Here is a 20,962-nt window from a genome sequence, read left to right as displayed (position 1 = left end):
GCTTTCTATTTGTACATCAATCATTATAACAATTTTCGATCTCGTTAACTAGACCTTCCAAAGATACTTTTTTCGCAAATGACTTAGGTAAAGCTTGTAAAAAGGACTTGCCGTAGGACTTAGTGTCAATGCGTCGATCCAATATGATGAAGAATCCCTGTTCATCGGTTGAACGGATCAATCTGCCGAACCCCTGTCTGAAACGCAGTATGGCCTCAGGTAAACCAAGATGGGTGAATGCATTTTTATGGTCCGCTACTAAAGCTTCTGACCGCGCTTTAAATAGTGGCTCTTCGGGTGAAGTAAACGGTAAACGAACGATGACCACTGCAGATAATTGCTCACCTGGCACATCTACACCTTCCCAGAAGCTTGTCGTGCCGAATAACACTGCTTTCTTTTGCTGTTTAAACGTCTTCAGTAATTTATGACGGCTTCCGGAGCTGACTCCTTGTGCGATTAGCATGTACTCTTCTTGTAATGACTCGCTGTCCATCACTGCTTGATGTGTCTTCTTCAACATATCATGAGACAAGAACAATGCAAAGACGCGTCCCTCAATCGCAACCGCTGTTTGGATCAATGCATCTGTTACTGCTTCGATGTACTCTTCATTTGAAACTTGCTGAATATCCGGCATATCTTCCACAATCAATGTATGCGCTCCTTCATAGAAGTTCGCTGGGGCATCAAATGTGTATAGCGGCACGCTAGAAGGCAATCCTGCTTGGTCCAGCACAAAACGGTCCTGTTGTCCCGCTGTTAATGTTCCGGACGTCCAGACGATGCCTGCCTCCCCTTCAAACGTACCTATAAAGTCACGGATCACTTCTGAGCCATTTACGGGACTTTTCTTAATTTGCAAACTGCCAGGTAAACTTCGACTGTCTTTTTCCATCCAAATGGTTGTGCTTGTGTTTGACTTTTCCAAAAACAATTCAATCCATTCGCCAGCTTTGATTTTCATTTCATTGATCCAATAATACCATTCACTTAGCGCTGCTTGCTCATGTAACGTCAATTCATTCGACAGATTTTGGATTGGCATTGCATAGTTCTCGGTCACACTAATATACTCATTCATCTTACGCAAAACTTTGTCGAATATTTCATTTGTCCGCACACGTTTGGATAATGGTTTCACTGTTCTCGTTGTCGACTTATTGTCGTTAGTTGAATTGGAGTTCACTAGTACAAGCATCGATTCATCGAATGCGAACATGAATTCATTGAATGAATATTGAAGCCGTTCAGTCGACATTTTATGATTGAAATGAAATCGCCTTAAGATATCCTGAATATCAAACAATAGCTGGCAGCTACTTAAACCATTCAACTGACTCATTACATACTTCCATTTCGTATATGAAAACACTTGTTGATGCGTTCGTATTGCTGCTTGGTTCATTTGATGGGCTTCATCAATCACCAATCCGCTGATGGAATGGAACAAAGGATCATAACGTTGCTGATCGTTCACCAACATTGAATGATTTGTTAATATTACCATCGACTGCTGACAGTTTTTTACTGTATGTGCATAAAAATCTGCCACCCGTTCATCTTTCTTTACTCGCATGGAACGCTTACGAATACGGTCGATAAACAGCTGACCGCCACCTGATACATTGACTTCATCCAAATCACCAGTTGTGGTTTCCGTTAACCAGACTAATAATTGCATGATCGTGATGGAATCATCGTAAACCTCATCGTTAAAATGTAAAAGTTCTTCAAATTTCCCCATAGAAATATAATTCGCCATGCCTTTAACCACAGTCGTTGGAATCGTCATTTGCAAAGCTTTTTCAAGCTTCTGTACTTCTTCAGCTAGCGTGTCGACCAAGTGATTCGTATACGTACTAATAACAACAGGCTGTTTCATTTCATATGCGCGAATCAAAGCAGGCACTAAGTAGCCAATCGTCTTACCAACACCCGTTGGAATCTCCACTGCGATTTGCTTCTTTTCGACAAAGGCTTGCCATGTTAAATCCATCAAATGTGCCTGACTTTCCCTCACATGATAAGATGGATGAATTTTCTGCATGACCCGCTCTTTCGCCATATTGTCGATAGGAAATTCTATTGGCTGTGGCCACGATGCAGGGGTTGGTGTTGATTTCAAATAGGGAATACCACGAAATAGTGCATAGTCGCTCGACGTTTCCTTTCCACGTGCCTGCTTAAGCGCTTCATAAAACAATGTCGATACATCCGATTTCATTGCAAATGAACGCTCATGCATACGATTCAGCGTCTCTTTAGGCAAAGTGTTAATTTTCTCAATGGCCTTCAACAAAAACAACGCTGTCGCTTCTGCATCATCATCTGCCCGATGTGCTTGCTTTAATGAAATATTTAATGATTCGGCAATATCCTGCAAACGATAGCCAGGTAAAGTGGGATACATAATCTTCGCTAGTTCCACAGTATCGATCGTCTTGCCATGCCATTTTGACATGCCACAGCGAACCAATTCTTTTTGTAGAAATGATACATCAAAGTCCGTGTTATGTGCGACAAAAATACATCCTGTAAGTAAATCAGCCACTTCTTGAGCAATCTTTTCAAAAGGGGCAGCGTCTTTTACCTCTTCATCGCCAATGGATGTCAGTTGGTGAATGAAAGATGGAATCGGGCGCTTTGGATGTACGTAACGCATATATGTATCTATTATTTTATTGTTCTCAATAAACACAATCGCAATTTGAATGATCCTATCACCATTTAAAGGCGAATGACCGGTCGTTTCCAAATCGACAACTGCATATTTGCTTGTAGACATACCATCATCAACTTCCTATTTGGTTTCTAATGCAAATTGTATCACATTTACCATGACGACTCACGTCTTGCATTCAGGCCAATAGAAAACCATTTGAACCAATAAACGATAAAGTGATTCTGATAGTGGTTCGTGATTGAAGCTCCACCTGGAGACGCTTTCCTGTGGGCTCAGCTGGAGCAAAGTGAACAGCGAAGGCCTCGCTTTGCCGTAATACTGTGTACTTATCAGAAAATAAGGCCCCTGTCTAGGGTCTCGAATTTACGTTAGTCCTTTCAATCAATTAGGGTCTGAACTTTCGTCATTAGAGTATTCAGTTTAATAACCTTATCTTATGATAGTACAATTTCGAATTAGTTATTATGTTTCTGTTTGTAATCGCACTTTCTATAATTAGAAAACGACACTAGTTGATCGGAGTGGAAGGCGGCGACTCCTGGGGAATAAGAGTGATCTTGAGACCCTGGACTGAACGAAGTGAGGGAAGCGGCTCAAGATTGCTCCCCCGGAAAGCGTCCGCCTGGAACGCAGATCGCCATTGCTATCTCTTCCCACTCACATATTTTACAAATGAACCCCCCATTCAATTACTTCTCAAATGGGGGGTTCAATACTTTTTAGAATATAGCGACACCCGGTTTTTCCGTGATGACTTCCTTCACACGATTCTGTTCATCCATAATCAACACAGTCGGCTGATGAGTACGCGCCTCTTCGTCCGAAACATACGCATAGGATAGAATGATCACGATGTCGCCCGGCTGTACAAGACGAGCTGCAGCTCCATTGACACAAATGACTCCACTGCCTGGCTCTCCTTCGATAATATACGTCTCAAAGCGCGCACCGTTATTATTGTTGACGATCTGCACTTTCTCATTCGGTAACATACCCGCAGCCTCTAAAAGCGCACCATCGATCGTAATGCTCCCTACGTAATTTAAATTGGCTTCCGTAACAGTCGCGCGATGTAATTTTCCATTCATCATCATTCTAAACATTTTTCTCATCCTTTATAGTTGACATAATAATATTATCTATCAGTCTCGCGGAAGTAAATTGTACCGCAGCGGCCAAGATGACTTCCTCGGTATCAGTAAGGTTCTCTTCCAACGAAGGATACGCAAGCACTTCGACGTAATCAATCGTGCCAGATGTTTCTTCTTCAATCACTTTGCGAACGATCTTCGCTACTTCTTGCAGTGGAACACCTTCGTAATAGCTACGTTTCCCTTGGCATAGCGCACGGTAGATTGCACTCGCTTCATTTCGTTCATGTTCAAGCAAACGAACATTACGCGAACTTTTCGCCAGTCCGTCTTCTTCACGAACAGTAGGTACACGTGAGATCGATGTGCGAAGATTGAAATCACGAACAAACGTTTCAATAATTGCTAATTGCTGCGCATCTTTCATTCCAAAATACGATTCATCTGGATCGACGATGCTGAATAATTTTAAGAGCACTTTCAACACTCCGTCGAAATGACCTGGTCTTGAAGCTCCACAAAGACGTGATGCTTGTTCTCCGGGCAAAATTCTGATGCCGCTCTTGCGCGGATACATATCCTCTACAGAAGGAATAAATAAATAGTCGACTCCTGCTGTTGAAGCGAGTTCTGCATCATGTTGCTCATCGCGTGGATATGCCTCGTAATCCTCTCCTGGCCCAAACTGCGCTGGATTAACGAAAATACTCATGACGACAATATCATGGTCTCTTTTGGCTTCATTTACCAACTCCAAATGACCTTCATGAAGAAAGCCCATGGTCGGTACGAAACCTACTGTGCGTCCTTCACGTTTTCTTGGATTTAGGATATTTTGCAATTCCGCAATCGACCGAACAATTTGCATGGTGGCACTAGTACTCATAGTGTTTTGCCTCCGTATAATGCTTCAAGTTCTTCTTCCCTCATCGTAAAGCGATGGCTTTCAGAAGGGAATGTTCCGTTCTTCACTGCCAAATTATATAACCTCATGGCACCTTCGATATCTTTACCGACTTCTGCGTAACTTTCGACGAATTTCGGTAGTTTATGATTACCGTAGCGCACCATGTCATGGAATACGAGTACTTGCCCATCTGCTTCAGCACCCGCACCTATTCCAATAACAGGAACAGAAACTGCTTGCGCAACTTCTTTCGCTAATTGGAAAGGAATACATTCCACTACAATCATAAACGCACCCGCTGCTTCACACGCTTTGGCATCTTCAATTAACTGTTTAGCTGCAGCTGCCGTTTTCCCTTGTACTTTGTATCCACCACTGACTCCGGCAGACTGCGGTAACAATCCTAAGTGCGCACATACTGGTATGCCAGCTGTCGTCAACAATTGGATTTTTTCGATGACCGCACCACCGCCTTCCACTTTCAAAGCATTCGCAGACGTTTCCTGGAATAAACGTAAAGCATTTTGTAATGTCATGTCAGCGGAACCATGATACGTACCAAATGGCATATCTACAATTACGAATGTATCTTTCGCACCCCGTCGAACTGCTTTACCATGATGACTCATTTCATCAAGCGTTACATGTGCTGTCGAATCATAGCCGAGCACAACCATGCCAAGAGAATCTCCGACAAGTAGTACATCAATCTCTGCTTGTTCTGCAATTTGTGCTGTCGGATAATCGTATGCTGTCAACATACTGATTTTTTCACCATTTGCTTTCATTTTCGAAAAATCTGTTGTGGATTTCACTGTTAATCTTCTCCTTTACGTCTGATTTCAGCAGGCGTTTGGTAGGCAAAAAAGCCGAAATTAAAACCCTACTGATCCAAATATGGACAGAAGGGTTGCGTAAGCGTTTGATCATGCTTCCTCCGTCCCTGTCTAAATAGATCAAGGCAGATCTCTTATATAATTCATTTGCCAAACAGGTGCAGCTCCAAAATCGATACCGCCCTATGCGTACACTATATCAAAACAGTAAGATTCTGTATAGTTTTAATTCTTAACTTCGATGTCTGCAGAATAAATTCCACGCACAGTACCGTCTGCCAATCGAAGTTCTAGCATACCATCATGGGAAATACCAAGTGCAATACCTTCAACCGTTTCATGGACCATACTTGCTTTGATTTTCTTACCCGTTATCGCAGCATAGCTCTCCCATAAAATTTTAATCGGTGCGAATCCTTTTTCTACATATAGGTCTGTATATTGCTCCAGGTACTTTAGAATGGTTGCCACTAATTGTGCGCGATCAATCATTTCCCCTTTTTCAATGCGTAATGAAGTCGCAATCATTTGCAGTTCTTCCGGAAAATCAGATAGCTGCTGATTGGCGTTGATTCCCATCCCTAAAATAATGGCTTTGACACGGTCAGGATCAGTCTGAAGCTCTGTCAGGATACCTGTGACTTTTTTACCATTGATTAATATATCATTTGGCCACTTAATAACGGGTTGAATATCCGTCACTTCTTCAATTGCACGAACGATGGCCACCGCTGCAACGAGTGTCAGTTGCGGCGCTTGTTGAGGTGGCAAATCAGGACGAATGATCAAACTCATCCAAATACCCCGATTGGCTTTTGATGTCCAAGGTCTCGCCAAACGCCCTTTACCCGCCGTCTGCTCTTCCGAAATAATTAATGTGCCATCTTCTGCTCCATTTTGCGCATCTTCATGTGCGATTGTCTGTGTAGTGGGCACTGTTGTGAAATATTTAATGTTTCGACCGTAGCGTTCTGTCGTTAAATATTCATTGATATTCCCTTGGTTAACCAAATCGGGTGCTTCGATTAAATAATAGCCTTTTTTACGTTGTGACCCGATCTCATAGCCCTCTTCCTCAAGTTCTTTAATATATTTCCAGATTGCTGTGCGCGAAAGACCGAACTCATCGGCAATATCTTGACCTGATATAGGCTCACCTTGTGCAGCAAATAATCGTTTCAATAATTCACTTTTCACGGGAGATTTCATTTATAAACCATTCCTTTATCGTCTGTACGTCATTTTCAATTTGTCCGTAGACAACTGCTCGTTCAATTTTCGTAATCCAATCACTTGTCCATTTCCCACCACTTTTTCCAGACCATTTTACTAAATCTTTCCCAGTGAATGATAGGTTCGTGCGTTGCAGAATCGGTAGTTGTTTTTTATACTGTTCAATTTGCTGTTTGCTTACAATAAAACCATCATGATTTACATTAAAGACCTTGCCTACTACTTCTAGTATGTCGGTTGAAAAGCTATAGAAATCCCATGGATCAAATGATCGTTGTGTGCGTATCGCATAGGCCTCTTCAACTTGTTTCAAGAAGTGTTTTTCCTTATTGGATAATTTGAAGAGCCGAGCCAGGTCTGTTGCGTTCATATCCGTTATGGCGAGCACCGCAGCAAAGCCATGACGCGCGTCAAGAAATGGTGTATAGCAATCCAGCGATTTAAACGCTACAAATAACTCGGGAAAAAGTTCCGGCAATCCAATTTCACACCCGTAATGAAAAGCTCGTGAAGGGTTCTGACCTTGAAACAGTTTATCCATTTCTGTTTTGATCCGTTCAATCGCAACACCATGCAATGAAGGAGCCAGTGTTCTCATCGCCTGCAAAGTTTGCTCTTCTATATCAAAATCCAAGACGGAGGAAAAACGCAAGGCACGGAAAATCCGCAATGGATCTTCTTGAAAACGTTCTTCAGGCTTTCCAACAGCACGGATGATTTTTCGCTTCATATCTTTGAGTCCATCAAAGAAATCGATGAGTTCTCCGTCTACTGTCATAGCGAGCGCATTGATTGTAAAATCACGGTGTTGTAAGTCTTCTCGCAATGATGTTACATAGACGGGATCGCTAGTTGTAGTTTCTGAGCGGTATGTCGTCACTTCAATAGGTTCTCCATGCATCAGCACAAGAATCGTACCGTGTTCAATGCCCACATCAATTGTATGTCTAAACACTTCTTTGACTTGAGACGGCGTAGCAGAAGTTGTAATGTCAATATCTAGTGGTTTTTTTCCAAGCTCCGCATCACGAACCGCACCGCCGACAAAGACGGCTTCATAACCTGCCGCATGCAATTCTCTAATTACTTGCCGACTTGCTACTGAACCGAAAGAAATGGTCATTTCATCGCCGCCACTTCATAATATAATTCCTCATATTGCGCTACAATTGATTCGGAACTGAATTCTTCCTGCACTGTACGCATAGCATTACTTTTCATTTGTTGATGCAAATTGGAATCACCTAGCAACTGTGTCAGACGATCAGCAACGGCTTGTACATCTCCTAGTTCTACTAAGAATCCGTTGACACCTTCTTGAACCACTTCCGGAATTCCACCGATCGCATTTGCTACAGCGGGCACACCACAAGCAAAAGCCTCCAGCAGCACGAGACCGAATGCTTCTTTCTCTGAAAGCAACAACATCGCATCACTAATAGACAATAATTCGGGCAGATCGTTACGCTTACCTAAGAAGAAAATATCGTCTTGCAATTCATGGGTCTTAACGAATTCTTCCAAATAAAATTTCTCCGGACCTTCACCCACTAACAGCAATTTCGCTTTATGTTGCTTATCAATTAAACGGAAGCTTTCAATAATATCGGGAATGCGCTTCACTTTTCGAAAATTAGATATGTGGATGAGAACTTTTTCATCGGACTCAATACCAAGTTCTTCCCGAAGATGTTCCACTTCGCGTGGATAATACTTTTCTTCATCAATGAAATTATAAATCGTTTGTATTTCTGTCGTTGGCTGCAGCAACTCGATCGTTTCATTGCGCAATGAACGAGATACAGCGGTCACACGGTCGGACTTATTAATACCATACGACAATGTGTTTTTTAACGCAGGGTCGTGACCGAGAATCGTCACATCGGTGCCATGTAGGGTCGTAATGATGCCAATAGATGATTGCGCCATATCTTTCGCCAAAATAGCAGAAATCGCGTGTGGTACAGCGTAGTGAACATGAAGCAAATCCAGCTGTTCCGATTCTATGACTTGCGCGATGCGATTGGCAAGGGCAATGTCGTACGGAGGATACTTAAAAACTGCATACTCTTCAATCGTCACTTCATGAAAATGGATATTCGGATGGATATCTAAAAATCGAAACGGTCTGCTCGATGTAATATAATGCATCTCATGCCCTTTAGCAGCCATTTTGAGTCCTAACTCCGTCGCCACTACACCTGAACCACCGAGCGATGGATAACAAATGACACCTACTTTTAATTTTCTTCGTTGCATACGTTAACCGCCTCACTGCAAAAATTTAATCTATAATTTTTTCAAGCCCATAAATGAATCGTGGAGTAGAAACAGCTTCACGAATCGAAAGTAAAATACCCGGCATAAAGGACTTCCGGTCGAAAGAGTCGTGACGGATCTTGAGCAATTCCCCTTCACCGCCAAGTAATACTTCTTGATGTGCGAGTAATCCCGGTAAACGAATACTGTGAATTTTCATTCCTTCGATATCGGCACCACGTGCACCTTTAAGTTTCTCTTGTTCTTCTGGATGGCCTTGGATATGAGCGGCACGTACTTCACGGATCATCTCTGCCGTTTTCACAGCTGTTCCGGACGGTGCATCCAATTTCCGATCATGGTGCATTTCAAGTATTTCAACATCTCCTAAGTAACGAGCAGCTTGTTGAGCAAATTTCATCATGAGAACAGCGCCAATCGAGAAGTTCGGTGCGATAATACAGCTTTTTTGCTGTTCATTGGACAGACTCTCTAAGTCTTTGAGCATTTCAGCCGTCAATCCAGATGTTCCGATTACTACATCCATGCCTAATGACAATGCTTTACTTGCGTTAGCAAATACCGCATCGGGATCTGTGACATCAAGTAATACATCAGGATGGTGCGCAGCATGCAACGCTTCAAGCGATGTGAAAATCGGTATTCCACCTTCGGCATCCGATACTGTTCCATTATGTAAATATTCCCCGTCATGTTTATAATCGAGTACCGCTACAATCTCTATATCTGCCGCTTCCGTTCCTGCGACTATAGCAGTCCCACCCATTCTTCCACGTGCACCTGCTATTGCTAATTTAATCATCATTCTTTTCCTCCTTTTTGGTCCAGCGATCTTTATCTCTTGTATTGAATTTTGTCACTACGGTATCTAGCGCTTCGGATAAATCGATTTGTTGTGAGTTAGCAAAACAAATTAAGACGAATAATAGATCGCCCGTTTCTTCCTCCAACGTTCGGATGGCTTCAGAAGATTTTTTCTTCTTCATCCCGTAGCGATCCTGTACTTCACGGGATAATTCCCCCAACTCTTCCGTAAGCCGTGCGATGAGTTCCATTGGAGGAAAGTATCCTTCTTTAAAACCAGTTATGTATGTATCAACATCTCGTTGCAATTGTTCCATCGTTTTAGTCATCGCTATCAACTCCCCTTCCTATCGTATGCATTCTTCTAGCTATTGTCAAAATATAATATTTAGCACATACTATGTATAGTGCACGTATCACTGAATGATTATAAGTGCGTACGTAGGACAAGCTACATAGAACAAGAAGTTCAATTACATCCAGAATTAATTAACAGGAGGAGTGGTGTGTTTGTTCGCTGGAATTCGTGTACGGAATATTTTATTGATTATGTTAGGCGCAGCGCTATTTAGTTTTGGACTCGTGAACTTTACGATTCAGCATGAACTAGCAGAAGGTGGATTTACCGGAATTACATTAATTCTACTGTTTGCTTTCAATTGGGATCCAGCCTTACTGAACTTATTGCTGAATATCCCTATGTTTTTAATAGGTTGGAAAATGCTTGGCAGACGTTCCTTCATCTATACTGTCATCGGTACGGTGGCAGTGTCGATTTTCATTAAAGTGTTCATGCAGTATCAAGTGAATATCCATATGGAAGGTGACCTGTTCCTAGTCGCGCTATTTGCTGGCGTATTCATCGGTGTAGGACTAGGTATTATATTTAGAAGCGGTGGGACGACAGGTGGCTCCGATATCATAGCGAGACTCGTACATAAGAAATATGGAATTACGATGGGTAAAACGATGTTTGTGTTCGATGCCGCTATCATTTTATTGTCATGGGCTGTCTATTTAGATTACCGCTCGATGATGTATACATTGGTTGCACTCTTCGTTGGAGCTCGCGTCATTGATTTCGTACAAGAAGGAGCATACTCTGCGAGAGGTGCATTCATTGTAACGAACTTTCCAGATGAAATCGCTACTAACATATCAAATTCTATGGAGCGAGGCGTGACGGTGTTCAAAGGTTATGGTCATTTTTCAAAAGAAAACCGTGAAATACTCTACTGCGTGGTCGGAAAAAATGAAATGATTCGATTGAAAAACCTCATCACCGCTGTAGATCCCGAAGCATTCGTCTCCATGATGGAAGTACATGATGTAATGGGTGAAGGATTTACATTGGATGAACAAAAAAGGCCAATCAGTGATTAAAAAAAATCCTTCTGCTATAGCAGAAGGATTTTGTATTTATTAGTCACGGCTTGTAAAGATTAAAATCAAACGAACTAGCTCCAGTACAGCTACTGCAGTTGCAGCAACATATGTCATCGCGGCTGCACTCAATACTTTTTTCGCTTGTGGTTCTTCATCATTACGGATGATGCCAAGTTGAATGATTTGATCCATCGCACGTGATGATGCGTTAAACTCTACTGGCAATGTAACAATTTGGAATAGTACCCCAACGGCCATCAACAGAATTCCGATACCTAGCAAAGAGTTCATGCTAGAGAAGATAATCCCAATCATGATGAATACCCAGGATGCATTTGAAGTCAAACTAGCGACTGGCGCCAGTCTGTGGCGGAAACGTAAGAATGAGTAAGCCTCTTTATCTTGAATAGCGTGACCGACTTCGTGCGCCGCTACTGCAGTACCTGCTACAGATGATTCATGATAGTTACTTGTCGATAGTGCCACGATCTTTGTCAATGGATTATAATGATCTGTTAAAAACCCTTGGCTTTCCACTACCTTTACATCATGTAAACCATTTTGATCCAAAATAAGCCTTGCTACTTGAGCACCTGTCATCCCAGAAGTAGAACGAATCTTTGAATACTTTTTATATGTGCTTTTCACTTTAAATTGCGCATAGATAGGAAGCAATAAAATGATACCAAAGTAAATCCAGAACACGTCTATCTCTCCCCTTTCTCTCTGCCTTTAATTTTATAATGTTTACTTGCTTCCTGCAACTATTAACTACGCTTTCAACACGCGCATGTCCAGTCTCGACTTATAATTCCACATAGCCGTAGCAATACAAGCTATGGATAACCAAAATGTGAAATAGCCGATTTGTGGACTAAATTGCGAAAGGTCGTGGTAAATTGGCATTTGTCCGAAGACATAGTCGATTACATCATTATGAAGTGTCCAAATAGCCGCAATTGCAATATGCCAAGCTGTGAATTTATATTTTGGCAAGTATAAGGTTCCTTGCAATGCCATTGCAAAATGGGAGCCTATCAACATCCAGCCTATCCAACCAATCGAACCGGTTACAACGAGCGTCAACAAATTCATAGCGACCGCCCATAAGCCATACTTTACTAAAGTGATGAGTGCGAGTGCTTCCATCAATTTGAAGTTTCGATTAAGTAGCCAGCCTATTATAGCTATACAAAAGAACAAAGTAGCCGTAGGACTATCCGGAACGAAAATCCAGTATTTCGGTTCTGTGATTTCCAGTTGCCACATATACCAATCATATCCGTAGACCGAACCTACTATATTGATAAAAAGAAGAATCCATAAGAATGATTTATGTGAAAGGATCATCCAGATTTGAGCCCATAACATTCGCAAAAACATCACCACTTCCATTGGAATATACTATTTTTATGTAAAGTTTAATTAAAGATCAATATATAGAAAAAAAGAGTCAGTTTCCTGACTCTTTTTCTTACTTCGTTTCTAGCTCAGATATAAATTCAGCAAGTACTTGAAGATCTTCATCTGAACCTTCCCATGTACCAGCAGGCATTGTACCACGGCCATCATGAGCGATTTCGATAATTTCTTCAGGTGTCAAACCTGTGTTAGTTAACGGTAAGCCCAGTCCACCTTGGAAGGAGTCACCGTGACAGCCAATACAGGAAGAGCCTTGATAAATCTCATACCCTTCAGCCGTTTCATCATATTCCACTTCGTCCACAATAGCACCTTGAACTTTTGCTGCTTCCCAGTCGTGGTTTTCGACTGATTCCCAAGTCAAGTAGAAGATAGCTAAGAATGAAAGAATCATGAAACCTGTTGGCAATGGACGCTTAAACGGACGTCTCTCTTTCGTTGTATCCATGAATGGAACTAGCATTAATGCCATAACTGCCAATCCAGGAATTACGATCGCACCGATCACGTTATAAGGACCGGAAGCGAATTCATATTTCAGTAGCTGATACATGAATAGGAAATACCAGTCTGGTATCGGTATATACATTGTATCCGTCGGGTCCGCTTGACGCTCAAGCGGTGACGGGTGTGCAAGAGTAACGATCAGATAACCGATTAAGAAAATCGATCCGACCATCCACTCTTTCAATAGAAAGTTTGGCCAGAATGCCTCGGTTTTACCCGGATATTCTGAGTAATCTTTTGGTGTATTCGACATCTTGCCTGAGGCCTTGATGCGCGAATCCCCAACAAATTTCATCCCTTTTCCGCGGTGCATGTTATTCCCTCCTTCTTAAATTTCAGATGACCCTAACCAAAAAATTGGTTCTTATAGTGGTCCGGAAATACCTTGTCTTCTGATCATGATAAAGTGCGCTGCAAGCAACCCAAGCAAAGCAGCCGGTAGGAAAAATACATGAATCGCGAAGAATCTTGTTAACGTCTGTGCACCTAAAATCGTGGAATCACCCGCGAGAAGGATTTTAATCTGTTCTCCGATGAAAGGTACTGACGCGGCAATCTCAATCCCAACTTTTGTTGCAAATAGAGCTTTCATATCCCAAGGCAATAGATATCCTGTGAATCCAAGACCTAGCATTACGACGAAGATCAATACTCCGACGATCCAGTTCAATTCACGAGGCTTCTTATAAGACCCTGTAAAGAATACACGCAAAGTATGTAGGAACATCATTACGATAACTAACGAAGCCCCCCAGTGGTGCATCCCACGCACAAGTTCACCGAATGCAACATCGTTCTGAAGGTAGAAAACTGATTTCCATGCGTTTTCAATATCCGGTGTGTAATACATTGTCAGGAACATACCAGACAAGATTTGGATAACCGTTACGAAAAACGTCAAACCTCCGAAACAATAGATGAATGCAGAAAAATGATGTGCAGGGTTTACGTGCTCAGGTACTTCGTGGTCAGCGATATCTCGCCAAATTGGTGTGATATCTAACCGTTCATCCACCCAATCATAAATTTTATTTAACACTGCGGTCGTACCCCCTTACCCTTTAGACTAATGTGTTCGGTATTACTCCACCAAGATAGACAAATCCGTCGATGACTTCTACTTCAAACTCATCAAGCGGTCCAAGCGGCGGTGTTCCTGGAATGTTTGCACCATTTTTCTTATAACGTCCAGCGTGACATGGGCAGAAAAATTCGTTTTTATGCTCGTCGCCTTCCCAGTTTACTGTACACCCTAAGTGTTTACAGACCGGAGAAAGTGCTATGACTTTGTCGCCTTCTTTGTAGACCCAAGCCGTATTAGATTCGTCAGAAGTATACCATCCATCTTGTCGATCTTTGATTGTATAGTCGACACGAACTGGTACTTCCGAGAGATCAGCTTCTTTTTGCGGTGTTGGAATCATGTCGGAACCGCCGGCACTAGCCAGAACGGGATCAATTGCGAAACGAATCATCGGCATCAGCATTGCAGAGGCCATGAACCCACCAGTTCCCATTAATGTATAACTTAGGAACGTGCGTCTTGACACTTTATTGCTCATCAGTAATTTCCCTCCTCTTACTCCAAAGTCAGTCCCACGGACATTCTTTTGCTAATTGTAATACTAGGACATATCTATGATATATCAATATGAAACTAAATTCAATAATGCTTTTAGTAGGTACTTAAGTTTGTTGACAAATATTAAGATTTGGTGACAAACGGCAATCAACCTTTAAATACGTCCCGATTAGTGCTTGTACCCTTTTGAGGACGGTGTTTAGGTGTGCCTGTACTGATAATGACATTAAAATTGATTTAGTTCAAGTTCTAAATCAAAAGATCGTGTCAATCCTGAACTCTGTCTTCATTATTTATCACCCTACTGCACATTCCAACTCTCCATAAAGTGTGTCAGTACTTGACGTAGCTGATCTTCCATGATGGTCTGGCGAAGATGGTTGTCCATCGTCTCGAGCGGAATGGACGGAAGCCAAACGACCTTACCTTCTACCGTCACGCTCGTCCACTTAGAATCCGTCGTAAGATAGAAGACATGCGTAAAGGAAGACTTCTTCAAATCTTGTGATAACGTGTCCGCCATTTGTTGCAAGTCTGTTGACTGCGTGTATGAAACAGGCGGTAAGAACATCATACGTCCTTTAAATTGCTTCTCTATGAACATCGATAGATTCATCAAAAACTCAGAAGAGGATGCACTGTTTTTCATCATTTCAGGTCGTGTGTCTATCGTTATTAAAGGTACTACGACGGTATCAATATATTCCTTTTGAGTTATATACGTATCCACATCTTTTGGAACCCAGTTCATTGTCATTCCTCCTTACATTACTCAGTAAAGTTTAGCTCATATTTTTCCACAACGCAAACCAATGATTCCACCGCGGAGGGCGAAATCATTGGCTGATATCTTTATCTTTTTTCATCTCGTTCAACATAGCTGTCAAGCTAATGAACAGCTCACGGTCACCGTTGTCCAGTGCTTCATCGATTCTCTTCAGTAACATGTCATTGGTCGTTAATGTGAAGCTTTCTTCCAACAGCTTTTCAGCTATTTGTTGGTCTTTCTTTTTCTTCAGCAGATCTTCCGGCAAGTACGGATTCTCTTCCGCCACACTCGCGTACTCAGGACATTTGTTGCTGTGTTTGAAATTCAGTTGGATGAACATATCCTCGTCTGGGTGCAGTCTAAGGTCGTGAAATGACTTTTCCGCATCAGCCGTCATCAAATTTCCCTTGTAGAAGCGAAACGGAATACTATCCACCTCTGTTGTGGAAATGATCATGGCGCGTGGACAGTGATGTGCCTCATTTGTAAAATGAACATTCATTAATAAATGTTCGTTGCTGAGAAGATAATTTAAAATCCATACACATTCCCGGCGCTTTAATCGATAGCGCTTTAAAAACCACCTTAAAAATTCTTTTTTAGCAGCTACAGGAACCACGGCCTTCATCCTACCCCTCCTCTTCAGATTGCGCGATGTATGCGATCCATTCCTCATCATGCGGAGCGATTCTTACTAGCTGCTGAATTACTGGTAACGCTTCATCGCGCTTACCTTCTTCCAGCAAGAATCGTGCATATTGATCTAAGAAAGCAGCATCTTCGTTCATCCCATCATATGCTTTGAAATACATTTCATACGCTTTTTCGTAATCTTCTGTACGTTCATAGGCATATGCAAGGAAAGCATGAAGTAAAGGGATTTCTAATTGATCGACTTCAGAGTACGTCAGCAGATCAATTAACGCTTCGTCATCTTCCTGATTTTCATAAACCGAAGCAAGCGTGACAATTGCATCAATATACTCCGGATCTAAAACGAGAGCTTCTTTTAAATGCTCTTCTGCTTGTTCTGGCATTTGCAGCTTCAATGCAGATTTCCCTGCGGCCAGCTGCAATTCTTTATCGAACTCATCGCGTTCAATACCTTTTTTAAAAAACTCCAACGCTTTGTCGTCTTCATTTTGTTGCGCGTAGCTTTGACCTGCAAGCATATAAGCGGAGAAATAATCTGGATCCATTTCTAGCAACTGCTCAAGACGTGTGACCGCTTCCGAGTAGCGAGCAGTTTGATAGTAAGCCAACCCTAATCCAAACAACTCTTCAGGATGTACTTCCTTGTCCAGTAATGCCTCGTAGAACGGAATGGCTTCCTCGTACGCAGCACCTGCACTGTACGCTTCTGCAAGTCGCGAAGATAGACGAACACCTGCGATCTCTTCGGTTGTCTCGTGAAGCTTCCCGTAAATTCTCACAGCCTCACTATATCTACCTGACTCCAATAGAAGTTCTGCTTGCGCAAGTTGGATTACCGGTTCGTGCGGGGCCAATGTTGCGGCTTCACGCACTTTAGATAATGCCGTTTCGGCAAGTCCGAGCATTTGATAATAATCCGCTTGTGCAAGCAATGCTTGCACATACTCTTCTTCGTCTGGTGAGACGTCCGTCAGTAATAGTAAGGCTTCATCCTCTTCACCAAGTTCAAGTAAAGCGGCAGCGCGATCTATTTTCAACTGAGCTTCGTCAGGGAATACGAGCAACAACTGAGAAAATATATCGTCAGCTTGTCTGACGAATCCATATTCGATCAATAGATTTGCGACATTGTATAATGTGTCATACTCATTGGTAGCTTGCAGTTTCTGTATTTCATCATGAAGTACATCTAAATCTCCATTCAGTACTGTTTGCTCCAATTCCTGCAATATCTTCATTTTTTCACCTGAGCTTTCTACTCTACTTTATTGATTAACTAGCTCCGAAAGATCTTCGAAAAAGCGCGGATAGGAAATCGCGATACAAGATGGATTATCAATCTGAACAGGACTTGACGTAATCAATCCCGCTACCGCTGCCATCATGCCTAGACGATGATCACCGTAGGATTGAAGTGTGGCACCCGCAAGTGGTGTCGGACCATGAATAATCATACCGTCCGACGTGGTCTCAATATCCGCTCCGAGCTTCCGTAATTCCGTAGCAACTGCCTCAATACGGTCCGTCTCTTTTACACGAAGTTCTTCAGCATTTTTTATAATAGTTTTTCCATCTGCTTGTGTTGCTAATAAAGCAAGTACAGGAAGTTCATCGATTAATCTTGGAATCAAATCACCACCGATTTCAGTTCCTCGCAGTCGTGAATGCTTTATTCGTACAGTGCCATAACGCTCACCCGAAAAACCTTGTTCATCTGATAGTTCGATTTCCACGCCCATCGCTTCTAGTACATCTAGTATACCTGTTCGAGTAGGGTTCAATCCAACTTTTAGGAACGACACATCACTGTTTTCAACTAATGCCGTGGCTACCATGAAAAAAGCAGCAGAGGATATGTCTCCTGGTACGACGACATCTGTTCCTGTTAGTTGTTGCCCACCTTCGATCCGGATTACTTTGTCTTGTTGTTCCAGCTTCGCACCAAATTGTACTAACATACGTTCCGTGTGATCCCGCGATACAGTAATTTCTGTAACAGACGTAGTCCCCTTGGCTTGAAGACCTGCAAGTAATACAGCGGACTTTACTTGCGCGCTAGCAACTGGCATCAAATAATCGATTGCTTGCAATGTATTCCCAGTGATTATAAGTGGTAAGTAATCCGCCGATCCTTTACTTTTGATATCCGCACCCATTTGCTCCAAAGGATTCGTCACACGCTTCATCGGACGCTTAGATAAATATTGATCTCCACACATTTCAGACGTTACGGAAGAACCGGATAAAATACCTAGCATTAATCGCGCAGTTGTTCCCGAGTTACCCGCGTCAAGTGCTCCAGCTGGCGTCTGCCACTCCGCGATGCCAGGACTTTCAATCGTTACAGAAGTTCCGTTCCGCGTAATCTTTACACCAAGCTGTTTGAACATTTCAATGGTGCTCAGACAATCTTCACCATCCAAAAAACCACTGATTGTGGTTTTGCCCTTTGCAATTGAACCCAACATAACCGCGCGGTGGGAAATTGATTTATCTCCAGGTACTTGTAAAGCACCGCGAAGAACTGGCTTTTCGAATGAAACCGTTTGTAGTTCTGACATTACGCTCTCCCCCTCTTAAAGTACATGCATAGAATAGTCAGTTTTTGCCGTCAATACTTGACGAGCTTTCTTACGTTCAGCAGCTGATTGGAAGCTGACAACTAAAATGCCATACACATCGGTACGTGTTTCCACGATACGTATATTGGTCAAACTAATATTGGCATCTGCTAGAATTTTCGTGATCTCGGAAATGATACCCGGATGATCTGGTATGTCGATGTGTAGATCAAATGTCATGTAGAGCGCACCTTGGACCGCGCCTTCATTTGTAGAAGGAAGTTGATCGCGGTAAGTTTTCGCCTGCGCAAAGAAATCGAAAATACGCTCTGGATTATTGTCTTCTAGCATAGCGCGAATTGTATTCATTTCGTCGAGCCAACCGTCTACCTGTGACAACAACTCATCCCGATTTTGGATTGTAATATCACGCCACATGACAGGATCTGCCGAAGCGATACGTGTTAAATCACGGAAACCACCTGCAGCTAATTTTTTCACGAATGGTTGTTGTTCTTCCTGCGCGGCTAAGCGGCCGACTAATGAAGAGGCTACAATATGCGGGAAATGACTGATGATAGCTGTCATACGATCGTGTTCTTCCGCTTGTAGGACAATCAATTTCGCTTTGGTGGAGGAAAGCAATTTCTCTATATCATCGATTTGTTTTTCAGTCGTTGTGTCATTCGGTGTCAGAATGTAATAGGCGTTCTCAAAGAGATGTTCCATCGCAGCGGATACACCACTTTTATGGGATCCCGCCATTGGATGGCCACCTATAAAGGTGATTCCTTTTTCTTGTAAGATCTTCGCAGCATCCATAATGGGTTTTTTCGTACTACCTGTATCTGAGACGATTACATGTTCTTTGAAGTCCCAGTCTTGCGCTTCTTTAAAGAGAGCAACCGTTGTATTGACGGGCGTCGCAAAAACAACAAAGTCAGCCTGTTCACAGGCTGATTTTGCAGAAGGTGCGACCGTGTCAATGATTCCTCTTCGAAATGCTTCATCAGCAGTTGCATAGGAGCGGTCAAAACCTACAATATGAATTTCTGGATTTCGTTTTAATGCTAGACCTAGTGATCCACCGATCAATCCGAGTCCAATTATAGCTACTGTTGTTTTCATTGTCATCTATCCTTATTGGTTAGTTAATAGTTGATCGAACGCTTTAAAGAAGCCTGTATTTTGTTCATGCGTTCCAATCGTTACGCGAACGAATCCTGGTGTACCTAGCAGATTTCCGCTACGGACAATATATCCATTTTGCATGAAAATCTCGCATGCAGCATCCGCGTCTAGAGGGACAGCGATTAATACAAAATTAGTTTCTGACGGATAGATGGCCAATGCATGCTGTTGCGCATAGTCTACATATCGTTTTCGTTCTTCGTCATTTTTCGTAACACAATCTTGAAGGAATCGCTGATCCGCAAGGGCAACTTCCGCTACTGCTAATGCAAGCGAGCTGTTGTTGAATGGGTTCCGCACTTTATTAAGCTCAGATACTATATCCGCGTTAGCGACGCCATAACCTATGCGGAAACTTGCCAGTCCGTATGCTTTAGAAAACGTACGAAGTACAATCAAGTTGTCATAGTCATGAATCCACGTCATAGCGTCTTGCTGTGTCGGATCTGTAACAAATTCAAAGTATGCTTCATCGAGAACAACAAGTGCCGTTTTAGGTACCCGATCCAAGAATTTTTTAATTGAGTCACTTGACAAAAGATTACCTGTTGGATTATTCGGATTACACACCCAAATGACAGCCGTTTCTTCATCAGTGGCTTTTAAAAAGCCTTCTAAATCATGATCACCATTTTCAAGCATAGCCACTTCACGAATTTCGGCACCTTCTATTTTTGCATTATGTGCGTACTGTGGGAATGTCGTAGAAGCCATTACCGTATTAGTTCCTGTTTGCAGTAAGGCGCGGGAAATGATGGAAACAATTTCATCTGAACCATTCCCGAAAATAATTTCATTCGGATCGATTTGATGGAATTCTGCCAGCTTCCCCCGTAATCCTGCGGTGTAAGCATCTGGATACATTTCAAATTGAGCTGCCTTTGAACGTAAATATTCTGCGACTTCAGGTGATGAACCATAAGGGTTTTCATTTGAAGCGAGCTTATGTACTTCTTGCAGGCCGTATGTACGTTTTACTTCCGCTAATGAACGACCAGGTGTATAAGGTTGCATCGTGCGTAATATTGGTTTCCACTTCATTAGATCGCTCCC

Annotated in this window: 21 protein-coding genes; 1 reads left to right on the top strand and 20 read right to left on the bottom strand. The window is 42.4% G+C overall.

Features of this window, described 5'->3' with window-relative positions:
* Positions 1 to 16 precede the first annotated feature (16 nt).
* From dinG to CSV77_RS01880, 9 genes are all read right to left on the bottom strand, one after another.
* Positions 17 to 2,788 carry an ATP-dependent DNA helicase DinG gene (gene dinG, locus CSV77_RS01920; protein ID WP_099672071.1) on the bottom strand — a complete coding sequence of 924 codons (2,772 nt, stop codon included), beginning with the start codon at positions 2,786 to 2,788 and terminating at the stop codon, positions 17 to 19.
* A 617-nt stretch (positions 2,789 to 3,405) separates the two neighbouring features.
* On the bottom strand, positions 3,406 to 3,789 hold the full coding sequence (panD, locus tag CSV77_RS01915) for an aspartate 1-decarboxylase (protein WP_083035608.1): 384 nt from the start codon (positions 3,787 to 3,789) through the stop codon (positions 3,406 to 3,408).
* Entirely contained in the window at positions 3,782 to 4,663 is an 882-nt protein-coding gene (gene panC / locus CSV77_RS01910; protein ID WP_369802716.1) for a pantoate--beta-alanine ligase, read from the bottom strand. Before panC ends, panD begins: the two co-directional genes overlap by 8 nt.
* Positions 4,660 to 5,499: a 3-methyl-2-oxobutanoate hydroxymethyltransferase gene (gene panB, locus CSV77_RS01905; protein WP_099672070.1), complete on the bottom strand. Its 840-nt coding sequence runs from the start codon at positions 5,497 to 5,499 to the stop codon at positions 4,660 to 4,662. The genes panC and panB overlap by 4 nt, the downstream gene beginning before the upstream one ends.
* Positions 5,500 to 5,745: 246 nt before the next feature.
* Entirely contained in the window at positions 5,746 to 6,729 is a 984-nt protein-coding gene (locus CSV77_RS01900) for a biotin--[acetyl-CoA-carboxylase] ligase (RefSeq protein WP_099672069.1), read from the bottom strand.
* Positions 6,707 to 7,876: a CCA tRNA nucleotidyltransferase gene (locus CSV77_RS01895; RefSeq protein ID WP_099672068.1), complete on the bottom strand. Its 1,170-nt coding sequence runs from the start codon at positions 7,874 to 7,876 to the stop codon at positions 6,707 to 6,709. Before CSV77_RS01895 ends, CSV77_RS01900 begins: the two co-directional genes overlap by 23 nt.
* Positions 7,873 to 9,012, bottom strand: a complete 1,140-nt coding sequence (gene bshA / locus CSV77_RS01890; protein WP_099672067.1) for an N-acetyl-alpha-D-glucosaminyl L-malate synthase BshA — start codon at positions 9,010 to 9,012, stop codon at positions 7,873 to 7,875. Before bshA ends, CSV77_RS01895 begins: the two co-directional genes overlap by 4 nt.
* 25 nt (positions 9,013 to 9,037) lie before the next feature.
* Entirely contained in the window at positions 9,038 to 9,838 is an 801-nt protein-coding gene (dapB, locus tag CSV77_RS01885; protein ID WP_099631577.1) for a 4-hydroxy-tetrahydrodipicolinate reductase, read from the bottom strand.
* The gene (locus tag CSV77_RS01880; RefSeq protein ID WP_099672066.1) at positions 9,828 to 10,166 is read right to left on the bottom strand and encodes a nucleotide pyrophosphohydrolase; all 339 of its coding nucleotides are present in this window, start codon (positions 10,164 to 10,166) and stop codon (positions 9,828 to 9,830) included. Before CSV77_RS01880 ends, dapB begins: the two co-directional genes overlap by 11 nt.
* Positions 10,167 to 10,347: 181 nt before the next feature.
* On the opposite strand from CSV77_RS01880, the gene CSV77_RS01875 reads away from it, so the two are divergent.
* Positions 10,348 to 11,220, top strand: a complete 873-nt coding sequence (locus tag CSV77_RS01875) for a YitT family protein (RefSeq protein WP_099631575.1) — start codon at positions 10,348 to 10,350, stop codon at positions 11,218 to 11,220.
* Between the two features lie 39 nt (positions 11,221 to 11,259).
* On the opposite strand, the gene CSV77_RS01870 is transcribed toward CSV77_RS01875, so the two are convergent.
* The 11 genes from CSV77_RS01870 to hisC form a co-directional block, all read right to left on the bottom strand.
* Positions 11,260 to 11,928, bottom strand: coding sequence for a zinc metallopeptidase (locus tag CSV77_RS01870; protein WP_199171302.1), 669 nt, complete (start codon positions 11,926 to 11,928; stop codon positions 11,260 to 11,262).
* Positions 11,929 to 11,994: 66 nt separating this feature from the next.
* A complete protein-coding gene (gene lhaT, locus CSV77_RS01865) occupies positions 11,995 to 12,600 on the bottom strand; it encodes a lipoprotein heptaprenylglyceryl N-acetyltransferase LhaT (protein ID WP_099672238.1) in 606 nt (201 codons plus the stop codon).
* Positions 12,601 to 12,697: 97 nt separating this feature from the next.
* On the bottom strand, positions 12,698 to 13,465 hold the full coding sequence (locus CSV77_RS01860) for a menaquinol-cytochrome c reductase cytochrome b/c subunit (protein WP_099672064.1): 768 nt from the start codon (positions 13,463 to 13,465) through the stop codon (positions 12,698 to 12,700).
* 51 nt (positions 13,466 to 13,516) lie between these two features.
* Entirely contained in the window at positions 13,517 to 14,191 is a 675-nt protein-coding gene (gene qcrB / locus CSV77_RS01855) for a menaquinol-cytochrome c reductase cytochrome b subunit (RefSeq protein ID WP_081244540.1), read from the bottom strand.
* 22 nt (positions 14,192 to 14,213) lie between these two features.
* Positions 14,214 to 14,717, bottom strand: a complete 504-nt coding sequence (locus CSV77_RS01850; RefSeq protein ID WP_099631572.1) for a QcrA and Rieske domain-containing protein — start codon at positions 14,715 to 14,717, stop codon at positions 14,214 to 14,216.
* Positions 14,718 to 15,035: 318 nt separating this feature from the next.
* Positions 15,036 to 15,485, bottom strand: a complete 450-nt coding sequence (locus CSV77_RS01845; protein ID WP_158231606.1) for a DUF2487 family protein — start codon at positions 15,483 to 15,485, stop codon at positions 15,036 to 15,038.
* Positions 15,486 to 15,570: 85 nt separating this feature from the next.
* Positions 15,571 to 16,131, bottom strand: coding sequence for a ReoY family proteolytic degradation factor (locus CSV77_RS01840; RefSeq protein ID WP_099631570.1), 561 nt, complete (start codon positions 16,129 to 16,131; stop codon positions 15,571 to 15,573).
* A gap of 1 nt (position 16,132) precedes the next feature.
* Positions 16,133 to 17,395, bottom strand: coding sequence for a tetratricopeptide repeat protein (locus tag CSV77_RS01835; RefSeq protein ID WP_099672063.1), 1,263 nt, complete (start codon positions 17,393 to 17,395; stop codon positions 16,133 to 16,135).
* Between the two features lie 27 nt (positions 17,396 to 17,422).
* Complete coding sequence (gene aroA, locus CSV77_RS01830; RefSeq protein WP_099672062.1) at positions 17,423 to 18,718, bottom strand: 3-phosphoshikimate 1-carboxyvinyltransferase; 1,296 nt, start codon at positions 18,716 to 18,718, stop codon at positions 17,423 to 17,425.
* Positions 18,719 to 18,733: 15 nt separating this feature from the next.
* Positions 18,734 to 19,846, bottom strand: a complete 1,113-nt coding sequence (locus tag CSV77_RS01825) for a prephenate dehydrogenase (protein ID WP_099631567.1) — start codon at positions 19,844 to 19,846, stop codon at positions 18,734 to 18,736.
* A 12-nt stretch (positions 19,847 to 19,858) separates the two neighbouring features.
* The gene (hisC, locus tag CSV77_RS01820; RefSeq protein ID WP_099672061.1) at positions 19,859 to 20,950 is read right to left on the bottom strand and encodes a histidinol-phosphate transaminase; all 1,092 of its coding nucleotides are present in this window, start codon (positions 20,948 to 20,950) and stop codon (positions 19,859 to 19,861) included.
* Between the last annotated feature and the right edge of the window lie 12 nt (positions 20,951 to 20,962).

The sequence above is a fragment of the Sporosarcina sp. P16b genome (assembly GCF_002743065.1).
Classification (GTDB): domain Bacteria; phylum Bacillota; class Bacilli; order Bacillales_A; family Planococcaceae; genus Sporosarcina.
Note: the sequence above shows the minus strand (reverse complement) of the source record. Positions and strands in the feature narration are given on the sequence as shown.